Origin of the sequence: Nostoc sp. C057 (assembly GCF_013393925.1) — a bacterium.
Taxonomy (GTDB): Bacteria; Cyanobacteriota; Cyanobacteriia; order Cyanobacteriales; family Nostocaceae; genus Nostoc; species Nostoc muscorum_A.
Genome location: NZ_CP040281.1, coordinates 436,228 through 451,505, shown reverse-complemented (window position 1 = coordinate 451,505; position 15,278 = coordinate 436,228). Strand labels below are relative to the sequence as shown.

General features: G+C 43.3%; 12 protein-coding genes and 1 other RNA gene. 3 read left to right on the top strand and 10 right to left on the bottom strand.

Going from position 1 to position 15,278, the window contains the following annotated elements; genetic code table 11:
* Positions 1-37 precede the first annotated feature (37 nt).
* On the top strand, positions 38-2,167 hold the full coding sequence (locus FD724_RS01845) for an ATP-binding protein (protein WP_179071387.1): 2,130 nt from the start codon (positions 38-40) through the stop codon (positions 2,165-2,167).
* Positions 2,168-2,227: 60 nt separating this feature from the next.
* On the opposite strand, the gene FD724_RS01840 is transcribed toward FD724_RS01845, so the two are convergent.
* The 9 genes from FD724_RS01840 to groL all read right to left on the bottom strand — a co-directional run bounded on the left by FD724_RS01840 (position 2,228) and on the right by groL (position 12,227).
* Positions 2,228-2,548, bottom strand: coding sequence for a hypothetical protein (locus tag FD724_RS01840; RefSeq protein WP_179071386.1), 321 nt, complete (start codon positions 2,546-2,548; stop codon positions 2,228-2,230).
* A gap of 268 nt (positions 2,549-2,816) precedes the next feature.
* The gene (locus tag FD724_RS01835; protein ID WP_179071385.1) at positions 2,817-3,566 is read right to left on the bottom strand and encodes a hypothetical protein; all 750 of its coding nucleotides are present in this window, start codon (positions 3,564-3,566) and stop codon (positions 2,817-2,819) included.
* A 7-nt stretch (positions 3,567-3,573) separates the two neighbouring features.
* A complete protein-coding gene (locus FD724_RS01830) occupies positions 3,574-5,010 on the bottom strand; it encodes a tetratricopeptide repeat protein (RefSeq protein ID WP_179071384.1) in 1,437 nt (478 codons plus the stop codon).
* Between the two features lie 735 nt (positions 5,011-5,745).
* Complete coding sequence (locus tag FD724_RS01825; RefSeq protein WP_179071383.1) at positions 5,746-6,834, bottom strand: Gfo/Idh/MocA family protein; 1,089 nt, start codon at positions 6,832-6,834, stop codon at positions 5,746-5,748.
* Positions 6,835-6,950: 116 nt separating this feature from the next.
* Positions 6,951-7,670, bottom strand: a complete 720-nt coding sequence (gene rnc, locus FD724_RS01820) for a ribonuclease III (protein WP_012407978.1) — start codon at positions 7,668-7,670, stop codon at positions 6,951-6,953.
* 80 nt (positions 7,671-7,750) lie between these two features.
* Positions 7,751-8,174: RNase P RNA component class A (rnpB, locus tag FD724_RS01815), an RNA gene on the bottom strand.
* A gap of 46 nt (positions 8,175-8,220) precedes the next feature.
* Positions 8,221-8,919 carry a hypothetical protein gene (locus FD724_RS01810; protein ID WP_179071382.1) on the bottom strand — a complete coding sequence of 233 codons (699 nt, stop codon included), beginning with the start codon at positions 8,917-8,919 and terminating at the stop codon, positions 8,221-8,223.
* Between the two features lie 64 nt (positions 8,920-8,983).
* A complete protein-coding gene (gene corA / locus FD724_RS01805; protein WP_179071381.1) occupies positions 8,984-10,129 on the bottom strand; it encodes a magnesium/cobalt transporter CorA in 1,146 nt (381 codons plus the stop codon).
* Between the two features lie 424 nt (positions 10,130-10,553).
* Positions 10,554-12,227 (bottom strand): chaperonin GroEL, encoded by a 1,674-nt coding sequence (gene groL / locus FD724_RS01800; protein ID WP_179071380.1) that lies wholly within the window; start codon positions 12,225-12,227, stop codon positions 10,554-10,556.
* A gap of 158 nt (positions 12,228-12,385) precedes the next feature.
* Here groL and FD724_RS01795 point away from each other — a divergent pair, with 158 nt between their 5' ends.
* Entirely contained in the window at positions 12,386-13,468 is a 1,083-nt protein-coding gene (locus tag FD724_RS01795) for an MraY family glycosyltransferase (protein WP_179071379.1), read from the top strand.
* Between the two features lie 220 nt (positions 13,469-13,688).
* Here the strand turns inward: FD724_RS01795 and FD724_RS01790 are convergent, their stop codons facing one another.
* Positions 13,689-14,825 (bottom strand): cob(I)yrinic acid a,c-diamide adenosyltransferase, encoded by a 1,137-nt coding sequence (locus tag FD724_RS01790; protein ID WP_179071378.1) that lies wholly within the window; start codon positions 14,823-14,825, stop codon positions 13,689-13,691.
* A 100-nt stretch (positions 14,826-14,925) separates the two neighbouring features.
* On the opposite strand from FD724_RS01790, the gene FD724_RS01785 reads away from it, so the two are divergent.
* The gene (locus FD724_RS01785; protein WP_179071377.1) at positions 14,926-15,177 is read left to right on the top strand and encodes a hypothetical protein; all 252 of its coding nucleotides are present in this window, start codon (positions 14,926-14,928) and stop codon (positions 15,175-15,177) included.
* Positions 15,178-15,278: the final 101 nt, after the last annotated feature.

The window sequence follows — 15,278 nt, the reverse complement described above, 5'->3', positions numbered from 1 at the left end:
TGCTGTTGTGGTTTGCAGATGCAAAGTGAGACACTTGATGACTAATTCCCGCCAATCTTCCTTTCGTCGAATTTTAGTAACGAGAATATTGCTGCTGTTCGTTCCAGTTTTACTTATAGGCGAGATTGTGGCCTTGAATAAGGCACGTTCTAGCATATTGGGAACTGCGCGTCAAAATTTAACAGAAAGCGCCATTAGTAAAGGGGAGAGAATTGGCGATGCGATCGCAATCTTAAAAGCTAGTTTACTGAGTGTAAGTAAAACAACGGTGATTCCGTCTGGTTCGCCGATACCAGAGCAAGAAATTCTCACACAGCTAAAGCAACAACTGCCAGCCAATATTGACTGCATCCAATTAACGGATCTCCTAAATCAAAAAATAATTGCCAGTAGCTGTGGGGATCAAGCAATTGGAGAATTGAGGTTCCCTTTGCCTAGTGATGGAATTGATGTCAAAACCATCTTCCCGCCAAAGGCAGGAATGACTGGAAAAAGAAACGCCCAAAATCAATTACAGTTAGTTTTATCTGCACCAGTCTCCGATAGCCGAAAAAATTTAGTTTACAGCTTAAGTATTCAGTCTGCATTGTACCAACAAACCAGAAATCCACCGGGATCGCTTACAGGCGTGATGGTAGTTATTGCTGAAGATGGCACAATTTTGGCACATCCATTCACAGACTGGGTGGGAACTAATATTAATCAACATCCCAATGCTTCCCAACTCAAAAGCATAATTAAAAATGCCCTTGCAGGACGAAATGATTCAATAAATCTGTCTTTTAAAGAGGGAAATGAATTAGTCGCTGGCTATACAGCTATTGCAAATCCACTAACACAACAGCAGCAGCAAAAATGGATAGTCTTAGCTGTTACTAGTGTCGATAATGCGCTTTTTGGTTTAGAAGAAATTAAACTAATTCTTATTGTTTTGACAGTTGGTTTGATAGGTGCAAGTTTGTTAGCATCCCTATATCTAGCTCCTTACTTGGCACGTCCTGTAGAAGAATTGCGAGACTACGCTCTCAATATTCACTCTCACCACGCCGCACAACCAGTTCCACACAATTTCCAAATTCGGGAATTCAATCAACTAGCCCAAGCATTAGACCAAATGGTAGAACGGCTCAAAGCTGGGGCAGAAGAACTAGAAATAGCTTGGAAAGAAGCAAAAAACGCTAACCAGATTAAAAGCCAGTTTTTGGCTACGACTTCCCATGAGTTGAGAAACCCATTACATACTATTATTAACTGCATTCGCGTGGTTGAAGATGGCTTATGTGATAGCCGTGAAGAAGAAATGGAATTCCTCAAACGTGCCAATGAAACAACGATTCATTTGCTAAATATTATTAATGATTTACTCGACATTTCCAAAATCGAAGCGGGTAAGCTTTCTGTAGTTATCACACCTCTCGATCTCCGACAAATATTGCTAGAGGTAATTAATTTACAATCAGTTAATGTTCAACAAAAGGGCTTGCAATTGAAATGCGAGTTAGATCCTCAACCGATACCAATTAAGGCAGACGCGGCAAAACTAAAGCAAGTGCTGATTAATGTTATCGGCAACGCTACTAAGTTCACCGACACAGGAAGCATCACCATTGCTACAGAAATTCAATCTAGTAATGGTAAATCTCAAGTAGTGGTAATAGTTAAAGATACAGGTATAGGCATTGATCCAAATCAACAGCACAAACTATTTCGCCCCTTTGTGATGGTGAATGGCACAACTGCGCGCCAGTTTGAAGGGACTGGACTAGGACTCGCAATTTCACGAAACTTAATCGAACTTATGGGAGGCAGCATTACTCTTGAGAGTACAGGACTGCATCAAGGCACGACACTGAAGATTACCCTACCCTTGATTGATGTCTCGCTGTTGCCTGTTGACAACAAAAAAGAAAATGTCGCGAATGTCGGATTGTCCTCTGAGAATAAGGGGGCAAAAGCAAGCCAATACTCTAGCCTACAGCAGTCTGTGGAAAGCCCCTCTGTGGGGAGCAACAAATCTGTAAAAGCAGTTGTAGACAAAGAGAAGTCGATGAAATTCCAGGTGTTACTTGGGAACGAGACTTACGAGATTAGCTTTTCGCCGCAGCAAACTATCTTGGTAAGTATTCCAAAAACAGAAGTTTATGCAAATGGGGCTTCTGAAAGATAATTTTTACTAGACTTTAATTCAAAATTCAAAAAAATAAATTGGAATCCTCAATCCTAACGGCTATGGTTTTGACGCAGATTTAGAAGTGTTACTAAATAGCCAAGACACAAGATTAGGAATTGTAGCAGCCCCAAAAGAGAACAGCGCAATAATTGCATCACGAGGTAAAACACCATCTAACCAGCTACCCTGGATTCTGGAAACAGGGAAATCCTGATCTAGACCAATTTGAATCTGTTTAGTTTTACCAGAAAACCGTGCTTCTATGCCCTTTTTGGGAACAATTTGCAGATGGCGTATTAGTTCAATATTTAAAGGAATATCAGGATTTTCTCCCATGAGAAATTGATTTTTTTTAATTTCTTGCTCCTGCCCTACCATGCGAATTTTACCTTCTACAATAGTAGAAACATCTAAATCATCTCTGAGATCGCTGCCATTTCTATCTACATCTACAAACTGAACATTTTTGGTTTCTATCTTGCCCCGAAACCATTGCTCTGATTCAAATTTGGCAGGTTTGGCTAAGGTAATATAAATATTGGTGTTTTGTGGAAATTCTAAGTTAAATTCTTGATTATCTGGATTTAAAATAAATTCTAGAGGTGTTTGATTATCTAGTTGTTTTTGTAAATTAGAATCTGGTAATTCATAGCCTTCTACTATAACTTTGATTGTTCAACCAATTTGGGTTATGTTCAAATACTATTCGCCTTTCGATGCGATCGCTAGGTTCATTTCTTCGCTCAATATTAGCAACGTAGCGCAGTTCATAGCGCCCTGCTGGGACATTACCATCCCAGGTAAAAACAGTTTCACCCTTTTTCGGGTTAGGGCGGGAAGTGCTATAAATTGCTTTTTCACCTTGGGGAAGGATTTCAAAGGTGGTAAATCGGACTCTATCCTCAGAATAAAAGACAAATTCATACTTACCAGAAGTTTGCCCCAGGATGACTGGAACATACACAGGTTGGGAACCAAGACTATAGGATGCCACAGCCCGGAGTTTATTTGCTGGGATTTTGGCTTCTCTGAGAACGTAAGTATCCCAGCTAAAGCTGAAACCTGAACCATTCTTAGACAATAACAAGTCATCCATCTGATAGTGATAATTATCGCCTAATGATTTCACTATTATTTGGGGGTTTTTTCCACCATTTATTTGGGGAATTTTTACTGTGAGAGTGTTGCCGAAACTGGCGAGGTTCCGGGTAGCAATGGAAATTAAGCTCAAGCTATTGCCGCTTAAGGGTTCGAGTTTGATACCTTCGCAACGGTTGGGTGGTTTTCGGCGGATGTAATCAGTAGTGCGGGGGTTTCCTTCTGGGCAAGAAGCAGCAGCAGGAAGATGGCTGATGCTGAGAATCAATAGGCTGGCAAGGATAATTTTATAATTCATGGCTTGTTTAAGGAATGCTCCAAGTAAGCAGTTGTTTTTGAATCTCAGACATGGGATAAGCGAAATCTCGGTCTGCACCTTTTTTGCGGGCAAAGACGATGCCTAAAAGTTGATTTTGTGAATTAATTACAGGACTGCCAGAATAACCAGGTTTGAGTGCAGCTTGAGATATTTCTAATCGCTGATTTTGATAGTTGATTTGTCCTGATTGCATAGACCAAGATTTATCTTCACCTCTTTGGGCAGAATGACCGATAATCCGAATGGGCATTTTTGGCGTAATTGCAGTTGAAGAGATAGATAAAGGCTGGATATCTTCTGGCAGTTTACCGCTAACTTCCAAAACGGCTAAATCAAGTTCTTTGTCTGTAGTCATTTTGAACAGCTTGGCATCTCGCCGCATTCGCACGCGATTTGACGGTGGTGAACTGAAAAATTCCACTTGGATATTTTTACCTTGTTCATTGCCATCAAAAATGACATGACGATTAGTGAGGATTAATGTGCGATCGCCTTCTCGTTTAATTACTACACCAGTGCCGATCTCTGTTCCTTGGCGATCGCTGTTAAAAAACTCCGCAGTGATGAGAACTACAGAACGCTTAACGGGTACAGTGGGATCGTCTTTAGGCAACCATTGGCGATCGTCTTCTATGCTAGCTAGTTTATTCTGTTGCTCTGTCCATAAGCGCCGTGCTTCTCTATTGTTGTTACTGGAATAGACAAAATTGGGGTCAATTTCTTCTGCATTGTCAAACTGTTCAATGGCTTCTTTTAGTTTCCCTTGCTCTTGGAATGCTAAACCTAAGCCATTATTAGCCATAGTATGAGCGCTGGCTGGGGTTACAGAATTATTATCTTCTGCTAATGTTAGGGCTTTTTGGAAGGCGGCAACTGCTGCATCTAATTTCTTCTGGTCACTCAGGGCATTGCCGAGATTGTTGTAAGCATCAGGATCGTTGGGATTGAGTTGAATTGCTTTTTCGTAGACGGCAACTGCTGCATCTAATTTCTTCTGGTCATTCAGGGCAACGCCGAGATTGTAGTAAGCAGTAGCCAAGTTAGGGTTGAGTTGCAGAGCTTTCTGGTAAAGTGCGATCGCCTCTTCTAATTTACCTTGAGCATTTAGCACGTTCCCTATACCAACGTAAGCTTCGGCATCATTAGGATTGAGTTGTAAGGCTTTCTGGTGCGCCGCTAATGCTTCCTCTAGTTTCCCCTGTCGCCGCAAAGCATTACCCAAATTGTTATAAGCTTTGCCATTATTGGGTTCAACTTGTAAAACTTTCCGCCAAATTGTCTCTGCTTGGGAGTTATTACCGATTGATTCGGCAGCGTCGCCTTGTTTAAATAGCTGTTCAATATTGTTTTGAGCCACTACAAACTGGGATGTGGTAGCCAGAAATAGAGTTAAAAATAAAGTAGTAAATATACGGTTGTGCATAATCATGCTCATACGTTAGCTGATTTTATCAGGACTTACCCAAAAATCGCTAAAAACCGGATGAATTTTTGATAAATACTCGTGAATGAGTCTTTGAACTCCTTTAATGAACCTCGGAGCTTCGTGAATGAGCCTTTGAACTCCGTTAATGAACCTCGGAGCTTCGTGAATGAGCATTTGAACTCCGTTGATGAACCTCGGAGCTTCGTGAATGAGCATTTGAACTCCGTTAATGAACCTCTGAGCTTCGTGAATGAGCCTTTGAACTTCGTTAATGAACCTCGGAGCTTCGTAGACTGTAATATGAGAGGATGTTTGAAAAGTCCTTTGTCGGTATCAAATGGTTTTAGATCCCCCCTACCCCCCTTAAAAAAGCAGGGCTGTTTCATTCGATCTCTTAGAGATTTTGTCAAGAGTAGGAGTCAGAAATTTGCTTAATTTGCTAATCGAAAAGCTACCACCTCAACGAGTAAATTTCAGTGCGATCGCGATTTTCTTGCCCAATCAGATTTTTTAGTCACATGACTTTTTTGCCTGAAACGCTTGTAAATCAGAGCCTTTTAGGGAATGAAACGGCCCTGCCCTTAAAAAAGGGGGGAACCAGAATCAAAGTCCCCCTTTTTAAGGGGGATTTAGGGGGATCTAAAAGTGCCTAAAGTCACAGCGAAACACTTTTCAAACAACCTCTAAAGGTGTATTAGAGGAAACTTTGGATAAGTTTTATTTAACGGAAAATTAGACTTGAGAGCAGTTGTTCAGAAAAACAGGTTGGCCGCCTTGCTCAAGAGAAACTGTTAGTGCAGCAAGAATTTCTACTAACTGTGTGCCTACCCAGCCAGACGAAACCTCTGAGGGAGTATTGTTGAGGATAGAGTCAACAAAATAAGAGCAAACTCGCCCCAATGGTTCCCCTGGTTCTAATTCCAGCACCACCTGCTTTTGATTTACCGGAATAAAATGATTGCTCTGCTGTTCAAATTCCCCATGTAGCAGCGTTAGAGGTGAAGATCGCGACATTTCATCAAAAATCAAACTACCAAGGCTACCTACAATCCCCAGCCGTCGCTGCTTATCAGGATTCAGCCAGCACAAGTGAATATAAGCTTGAAAGCCATCTGGATATGTCAGTGTTAGCCATACTAGATCGGCCAAACCTTGAGGCAGAGGAGAATTTGTATCTTTCTTCCCCTCTGCTCCCCTGCTCCCCTGCTCCCCTGCACCCTGTAGCCACACTGTACCCGTTGCTTGTACTTTCACAGGAATCTGACCCAGCCAAGCGTTAAAGATAGCAATATCGTGAATAGCTAAGTCCCAGAGCGCATCAACATCTTGGCGGACAGGCCCTAAATGGGTGCGTGTCGCGTAGCCGTAGCGTAAATCACCTAATTTACCCGCCTGTACTACAGTTTGCCCTTGCTCAACTGCTGGGTGAAATAAATAAGTATGGTCAACCATCAGTATTAAATGATGCTGCTCCGCTAACTGGCAAAGTTCCCGACATTCTGCGGGGTCGAGAGTTAGCGGTTTTTCTGCCAAAACATGATATCCCTGTTGGAGAGCGTCTTTAATTAAAGCATAGTGGGTGGTAGCCGGAGTTGCGATCGCAACTCCGGTCAACCCTGTTACTTTCTTTAAATCTTCCCATTGGGTTGTCAATACTACATTTTCATCTAAATTAAACTGCTGTTTTATCGCCGCTAATCGTTCTGGATGGGGGTCTACTACAGCAACTACATCTACTTGCGGATGTGCTAAGAAATTCCGCAACAGATGTACTCCCCAACGCCCAACTCCGATAACAGCAATTTTAATTTGGTTTGTCATTAGTTATTTGTCATCTGTTATTTGTCATTTGTCATTAGTTATTTGTATACAAAGGACGAGGGACAAATGACCACTGACAACCAAATGATTATCGGCTAATTGCCAGTCTTTTAAGCTCAGGGTGTTTGCGGATTAGGGATTGCTAAAAAAGCTACCTTAGCTGCGGCTTGTTCAGCAGTTTTGATCGATCGCCCCTTACCTTCTCCGAGTTTCTTTCCATGCAGCCACACTTCAGCCATGAAACGTTCTTGATTATGGTGCGGTTGAGTGACTTCCACAACTCGATATTCTGGTAAAACTTTAAATTGCGCCTGAGTCCATTCTTGAAGAGCAGCTTTGTAATTAAGTCTGGCAGGATCGAGGCGAATTTCTGTTGTTAGTTCTTGGAAGTGGGGATCTAGCCAAGAGCGGATCAATTCCAGGTTTTGAGTACTTAAATAAAGCGCACCCAGAACAGCTTCAAAAGCATCTGCCAGTCGAGACTCTTGACCAACTTTATCAGCTGTAGCACTACCCGCAACTAGTAAGTATAATTCCAAACCATAAATTCTGGCTAATTGGGCGAGGATGCGATCGCTCACTAATACCGAACGAATTGCCGCAAAATCCCCTACTGGACAATCGGGATAATTTTCCCATAACACAACAGCCGAAACCAGCCGCACCACTGCATCGCCAACAAACTCCAGTTGTTCATAATTCGCCGAATCAGAAACAGTGGGATGAGTTAGCGCTAAATCTAGCAGTTCCCACTTGATAGGTGCTTCTCGCGACAAACCTAATTTTTGGACTAAACTTTCGAGTTGCCGTTGACGGCGTGGGTAGGCAAGGGGCATTGGGGGCGGGGGGAAAGGGGAGCAGGGGAGGCAGGGGAAAAATACTAACTTCTAACTCAGCACTCAGCACTAAAAAAGGGGGAAAGAGCAGTACATAAGCCGGGTTCTGTTCTCTTGCGAGGGCAGTTATCTATCTGGGACGCTTGTTACCAAACGCCTCTAGCGGCTCTCGTTGAGCGGAACTGGTAAAAGACCAACCGTAGTTCCTATCGCCTTGCTCCCAACCGGGGTTTACCGAGCCAGCACCTCTCGATACTGCTGGTGCGCTCTTACCGCACCTTTGCACCCTTACCAAATTTGTCTTTTGTCCTTTGTCATTTGTCCTTTGTTATTTCACTAATGACTAATGACTAATGACTAATGACTAATTGGCGGTATCTTTCTGTGGCACTATCCTCACGATCACTCGCACTGGACGTTATCCAGCAAGTTTGGTCTTTCGGGAGCCCGGACTTTCCTCAAATCAGTGACTATGACTGATCTGCAACCGCCTGCGTCTACTCTCTCCTTAGATCCAGTGTAATCTTGGATGGCATAGTCTGTCTGGTTGCTATTGCTTTTTTTTATTCCAAGGTAGAGCGTAAGTCCAAGGTAGTTTCCTGACTGTGAAAGGACAATTGATAATGCTAATGGGAGGAAAATCACGACCTGGGGCTAGACCTAAACGCACTTCAGACACTCTGAGTACCAGTTGCAGGGAAAAGTCCAACTCCTTTTTTCTGTTAATAAAGTCGTTGTACAACTTTTTTTGCCCCTTTTGCAGCCCATTGATATCAATTAGTGGTTTTTTTGCTAAATAGGTTCCAGTATCTTTATCGCGCTCGAATACATCTTCTGCTGTCACTGTTTCAGAAAGTGTTTTCTTGGGAGCAATCAAGCTAGGACTTTGGGGTACTGCTAAGTCGCGGGTTAAATCTGGTGATTTCCGAATGACGCGACGCGATTGCTTGCTATGTTCAACTACTAAAGAACTGTTATCCCAGTCAACATATAGGGCAACATTATCAGATTTATTTTCAATGCTAATTCCTAAATCTTTCAAATCGTCAATTGGGTATGAGGCTTTGAGTTTAAAGGAAATTCCAATTTTATCATCGAGATTTTGTTCTTTGAGTTGCTCGTCAACTATTCCTTTTTTAAACTCAAACTTAACTTGATCATCGATGGATTCAACCATGCGGTTAAAAATATAGGAAACACCGATAATATAAACTGTCAAAACTACTAAATTCTGGTCGCTACTCCTCATAAATTAAAATATTAACTCCTGGTAATAATGAATGTATATTTGATTCGCCGTCCATCTGCAATTATTAATTACGCTTAATTGTTACAGAGTTTTGCAACCAGCCCCGTTGCCAAAAAAAGAATAGCAACCCAAGTGCGATCGCTCCCATCACTGCCAAGCAAAGTGGATAGCCCCAATACCAATTCAACTCAGGCATATTATATGGCGATTTTTCGGTATTGAAATTCATACCATATATTCCGGCCACAAAAGTCAGTGGAATGAAAATTGTTGAAACTACCGTTAGTACTTTCATGATTTCATTCATTTTATTGCTCACTGCCGAAAGATACACATCCATTAATCCAGATGCTAGTTCTCGATAAGTTTCTACCATGTCCATAACTTGCACTGTGTGGTCATAACAATCTCGCAAGTAGATTCGCACTTCTTCACTAATCAAATCACTGCCATCTCGAATCAAAGAATTAATTGCATCTCGCTGAGGCCAGATAGCACGACGTAATTGCAGTAGTTCTCGCCTAATTTGATAAATATTTTGTAGTGTTTGTGGGGTTGGTTTAACTATTACCTCCTCTTCCAACTCTTCGATTCGCTCTCCATAAAGCTCCAGGACTGGGAAAAAGCCATCAATAATGGCATCTAACACGGCGTAAGCTAAATAATCTGCTCCTTGCTTACGGATGATACCTTTGTTTTTTTCAATTCGCGATCGCACGGCTTCAAAACAATCATGTTCTGGTTCTTCTTGGACTGTCAGTAAATAATTTTTACCTAATATCAAACTCACTTGCTCGCTGTAAAAACCACACGATCTTTCCTTTGGTACTACCATGCGGGCAATGAATAGTAATTGATCTTCATAATCCTCGGTTTTAGGACGCTCTGGTACATTGACTATATCTTCTAAAACGAGAGGATGTAATTCAAAAACGTGACCCAATCGTTGTAATATATCTTGACTGCCTAAACCTTGTACATCTACCCAAGAAATGGATTCCATCTCCAGATATGGAACACACTCTTCTGGGGTTGCCATTTGTTTGTGGATGAAATTGGTTTGGTTATAGTCAATCAAGAAAATTATCGGTGGCGGAGAATCTTCATCAATAAAAATTGTTCCAGGTATAGTACCTGGTTGGTGATGGAACTCATCTTTTTTATATAGCCTAGTTACTATTTTGGGAAGACGACGCAGTTTTCGTACCATACAATATTACCTACATTGGGAATTGGGAATTGGGCATTGGGAATTGGCAATTGGGAATTGGCAATTAAACAAGTTCCTCTTTTCACAGTTCTTAGTAAAGAAGTAAAATTCCCTACTCAGCACCCATGAGGCGTTTTTATTTATTTCAGCTTTTGCTATTAATATTACAAAAATTAATACAAAGACTGTAATTTTTAAATTAAGTAGTTCTTTAGATTTGGGAATTTAGGAATCGGCATTTTTTTTAGTCGTTAGTTGTATTCATGACTAATTACTGATAACCATGATGATGACTTTTATTTATGCCCACCTACTTCTCAGCAATAGAGATAACATATCGGCTCTGAATCAGCAATGCTATAAAAAAACAGTTTGCCTTAACAAGACAAACTGCTGAAAAAATATTTATCTGGGTGAGCAGAAGTTAGAACATGCCCATGCCGCCCATACCACCCATGCCGCCCATGCCACCCATGCCGCCCATACCGCCCATATCAGGGGCAGCAGCAGCGGATTTCTTCTCTGGCTTTTCAACAACGATCGCTTCGGTGGTTAAGACCAAACCAGCAATGGAACCAGCATTTTGCAAAGCTGAACGCACGACTTTGGCGGGGTCAATAATACCAGCAGCAATCAAGTCTTCAAATTCGCCAGTAGCGGCGTTGTAGCCAATGTTGAACTCACTATCCCGGACTTTCGAGACGATTACAGAACCTTCAGCACCAGCATTGTCTGCTATTTGGCGCAAGGGGGCTTCTAGCGCTCGTTCGACAATATCAGCCCCAATTCTTTCTTCGTCATTTTGTAGGGTCTTTTTAATCTCTTGTACCTTCTTAGCTAAGTGAATTAGAGTTGTCCCACCACCAGGAACAATACCTTCTTCCACAGCAGCTTTAGTAGCATTCAGCGCGTCTTCAATCCGCAGTTTACGGTCTTTGAGTTCGGTTTCGGTTGCCGCACCCACTTTAATCACTGCCACACCGCCAGCGAGCTTGGCGATGCGTTCTTGCAGTTTTTCTTGATCGTATTCAGAATCGGTTTCTTCCAACTGCCTGCGAATTTGACCAATCCGCTTTTGCACTTCTGGCTTGGTGACACTGCCAGCTACAATGGTGGTGCTTTCTTTGTCAATGGTGATTTTGCGAGCAGTTCCCAGTGCTTCTAGACCAGCGGTATCCAAACTTAAGCCGATTTCTTCAGAAATCAACTGTCCATCGGTGAGAATAGCAATATCTTCTAACAAAGCTTTGCGGCGATCGCCAAACCCAGGCGCTTTAATGGCAGCCACGGCTAGTACACCCCGCGCTTTGTTCACTACCAAAGTTGCCAAGGCATCACCTTCGACATCTTCAGCGATGATTAGCAAGGGCTGACCAGAACGGGCGACTTTTTCCAAAATTGGTACTAAATCTTGGATGCTGCCGATTTTTTTATCTGTCACCAAGATGCGGGCGTTTTCAAATTCCACGATTTGCCGCTCGTTGTTGGTGACAAAGTAAGGTGAAATGTAACCCCTGTCAATCTGCATCCCTTCAACTACTTCTAGTTCAGTTGTCAGGGATTTAGATTCTTCAACGGTAATTACACCATCTTTGGTGACTTTTTCCATTGCTTGAGCTAACATTTGACCAACTTCTTCATCGTTACCAGCAGAAACAGTGGCAACTTGAGCGATCGCACTTCCTTCTACTGGCTTGGCTATCTTGGCAATTTCCAGTACCAGTGCCTCAATAGTTTTGTCGATCCCGCGTCTCAAGCTAACTGGGTTAGTACCCGCCGCGACGTTCTTCAAACCTTCCCGAATCAAGGCTTGTGCTAAAACGGTGGCGGTGGTTGTACCATCCCCAGCAACATCTTTAGTTTTTGAGGCCACTTCCTGGATGAGTCTTGCACCAGTATTTTCCAAAGGATCTTCTAATTCAATTTCCTTGGCAACAGTGATACCATCGTTGACAATTTGAGGTGCGCCAAATTTTTTCTCTAAAAGGACATTACGACCTTTAGGCCCCAAGGTGATTTTTACGGCATCAGCAAGGGCGTTAACACCCCTTTCTAGAGCTCGCCGCGATTCCTCGTCAAATGCAATAATTTTCGCCATGTTTTATTTCTCCAGCGCTTCCATTAGACAATTTAGCACTCACAGAGCAAGAGTGCTAATCTCTCAATCAACTCAAGTTACAAATGGAAATAAAAAAAATTGATTAATATACAGGTGATGTTCTTTATAGATACTGGCAGTAATGCTTGAATTGGGAGATGAATCTAGACAACTCCCTTAAGTACCTTGGCATTGCCGACCCTAGCGGCACCGGCTGGTTGGCAGTAGTATTTACGTTTCTTTTGGCTTGGCTTGTAACGTGGCGTTCAATTCCGACAGTCCGCAAATTCGCCTTACGGGTAGGTTGGGCTGACCAACCCAACGCTCGGCGACTCAATCGCGAACCTTTACCCAATGCAGGGGGGCTGGCTATCTACGCGGGTGTCATTGCCGCGCTGGTATTAGCTAGCCTTTTACGACCGATCGAACTCCAAAACGTATTGGCTCAGGTGCTGACTATTCTGTTAGGAGGTTCGATATTAGTCCTGGTGGGCTTTATCGACGATCAGTTCGGCTTACCACCCTCTATTCGATTGTGGGCGCAAATTGTCACAGCACTGTTGCTGGTAGCTAATGGTATCAGTGTAAGAGTGCTGTTTGGTACTCCCATCGACTCGTTCCTGTCGATGTTGCTGACGGTACTGTGGGTAGTAGGAATTACCAACGCCATCAACTTGATGGATGGTATGGATGGTTTAGCAGGAGGAATCAGCTTTATTACCGCCATGAGTTTGTTGGGGGTTGCAGCCCAATTTAATAACCGTGCGGCGGCAATTTTGGTACTCGCAGCTTTAGGAGGTGCTGCATTAGGCTTTTTGCGTCATAATTTCCATCCGTCACGAATTATTATGGGTGATGCCGGAGCATACTTTTTTGGCTATGTGCTGGCAGCAACTAGTATTTTAGGCAAACTGCAACAAAACACAGTTTATGCACTAATTCCCACGGTTTTATTTCTATTGTTGCCAGTAATAGACACTACCCAAGTATTTGTACGGCGGCTACTAGCAGGAAATAACCCTCTTAGTACTCCTGGCAAAGATCATCTGCACCACCGCTTACTTGCTTGGGGACTTTCCCAGCGCCATGCTGCGTTCACGCTTTGGTCAATTACCTTATTTTTCAACTTGCTGGCAATGAGAATACAAGGCATGAGCTTGGCTGTGATGATGACCACCGCCACTAGTATTGTCCTTCTGTTGGGCTTTACTGTCTGGCAAAGAATACGCCAACAGCCTTAGTTGCTTGTAGGGTCGGCATTACAATGCTAGCCCTACTGGTCTGTTTCATTAAATTTGAAAGAGCAGAGAACGAACCGCGTTCGCGCAGCGTCTCGTTAGAGAAGGACGCAAAGAGCGCGTTCGCGCAGCGTCTCGCAGAGAAGGAAGAAAATTCACCAGAAATTCAAGCTTGAGAACATTACGAATTACGAATTACGAATTACGAATTCAGATGCAACATCTAAAAATCTACCCCCCGTTTAAGTTCTACACCTTGATTTGCATAATGTTTGTGGCAATACACCTCTGAATGAACGCTAGCCAAGTCGAAGTATGCTGGTTGATTTTGACAGCGGCCAGTGATGATGATTTCGGTGTCGCGGGGTTTGCGGAGCAAAGCTTGAACAATGGGTTCAACGGGGAGTAGTTCTAAGTCAACGGTGGGATTGAGTTCATCGAGAATAATAGTTTTATACATTCCAGAGGCGATCGCAACTTTTGCGATTTCCCAACCTCGTTCGGCTTCTACATAGTCTAATTCTTGCCGGGAATTGCGCCAAACAATCGCATCTCCCCCACAGCGCTGATGATCCACCACTTCTGGATATGACTGCTGCAAGGCGGCGATCGCAGCATCTTCTGTATAGCCGCTACCACCTTTAAGCCACTGCATAATTAACACACGGGTAGACCCTGGATGATTAATTCCTCTACCAATTGCTTGTAAGGCTTTGCCCAAAGCACTAGTAGACTTGCCTTTACCAGCACCAGTATAAATTTCAATCCCTTCCAAGAATAGGGCTTTGGCTGTGGGATGGTGATGAGGTTTCATTTCTGAGTGCAAATCTGCAATATCGAGTAACTTTTGCGGTGCGGCGCGTCCGGTAGCGATGATTTCTAACTCTTGGGGTTTGGATTTTAATGTGTTTACCACTTCATCTACTGGTAGTAAACCCAAATCTAGAACGGGGTTAATTTCATCCAAAACCACAACTGAATATAAACCGCTAGCGATCGCACCTTTGGCAACATCCCAACCCCGCATCGCCTCATTTCGGTCAAAGGTAGTAATTTCTTCTGGGCCAAAAAATTCGGCTCTCCCTGTGCGAACCTGGTCTATTAAATGGGGAAACCCACGCTGCAAAGCTGCGATCGCTCCATCTTCGTCATAATCACGTTCCGGCCCTTTTAAAAAGCGCAGCAGTAAAACACGGTTAGAATCGCTAGGCGTATTTATCCCTAAGCCAATAGAGCGCAAAACTACCCCCAAAGCCGCTTGAGACTTACCTTTACCCACGCCATCGTAGACGTGAATTTGACCAATGAGCCGTTCTTGACGCACTTGCGCCGTGCGAATACCGATACCGTTCCTTGTCATCTCTCGAAAAGCTATAAGTGGCAGTCTTTAATCTTACCTAACCTCTTGTAATCTTAGGTAGAGAAACTAGCCCTCTAGCCCCGAATTTCTCACGTATTGTGTGGTTCGGGTGGTTCGGGTGGGGAGTGTGGGGAGTGTGGGGAGTGTGGGAAGTGTGGGGGGTGTGGGAAGTGTGGGAGGTGTGGGAGGTGTGGGAGGTGTGGGAGGTTGGAAGTGTGGGAGGTGTGGGAGGTTGGAAGTGTGGGAGGTGTGGGAGGTGTGGGAGGCAATGCAGCGTTCATTGATGTGCAGTTATTCAATTCCTCCTCTTTCTCCCCACACTCCCCACACCCCCACACTCAAGTCAGTCTAACGTCCCCGTACAAGCATCAGCTTGATGTATTAACAATATCAATCAGGGATTACTGGCACACGAGCATAGTCAAGGATGAGAACAATGTAATAATTTCCCCC

Excerpts from the sequence above, each read along its gene's own strand:
- FD724_RS01845 (WP_179071387.1), top strand. The coding sequence starts at position 38 with ATGACTAATTCCCGCCAATCTTCCTTTCGTCGAATTTTAGTAACGAGA.
- FD724_RS01840 (WP_179071386.1), bottom strand. The coding sequence starts at position 2,548 with ATGGTAGGGCAGGAGCAAGAAATTAAAAAAAATCAATTTCTCATGGGA.
- FD724_RS01835 (WP_179071385.1), bottom strand. The coding sequence starts at position 3,566 with ATGAATTATAAAATTATCCTTGCCAGCCTATTGATTCTCAGCATCAGC.
- FD724_RS01830 (WP_179071384.1), bottom strand. The coding sequence starts at position 5,010 with ATGCACAACCGTATATTTACTACTTTATTTTTAACTCTATTTCTGGCT.
- FD724_RS01825 (WP_179071383.1), bottom strand. The coding sequence starts at position 6,834 with ATGACAAACCAAATTAAAATTGCTGTTATCGGAGTTGGGCGTTGGGGA.
- rnc (WP_012407978.1), bottom strand. The coding sequence starts at position 7,670 with ATGCCCCTTGCCTACCCACGCCGTCAACGGCAACTCGAAAGTTTAGTC.
- FD724_RS01810 (WP_179071382.1), bottom strand. The coding sequence starts at position 8,919 with ATGAGGAGTAGCGACCAGAATTTAGTAGTTTTGACAGTTTATATTATC.
- corA (WP_179071381.1), bottom strand. The coding sequence starts at position 10,129 with ATGGTACGAAAACTGCGTCGTCTTCCCAAAATAGTAACTAGGCTATAT.
- groL (WP_179071380.1), bottom strand. The coding sequence starts at position 12,227 with ATGGCGAAAATTATTGCATTTGACGAGGAATCGCGGCGAGCTCTAGAA.
- FD724_RS01795 (WP_179071379.1), top strand. The coding sequence starts at position 12,386 with ATGAATCTAGACAACTCCCTTAAGTACCTTGGCATTGCCGACCCTAGC.
- FD724_RS01790 (WP_179071378.1), bottom strand. The coding sequence starts at position 14,825 with ATGACAAGGAACGGTATCGGTATTCGCACGGCGCAAGTGCGTCAAGAA.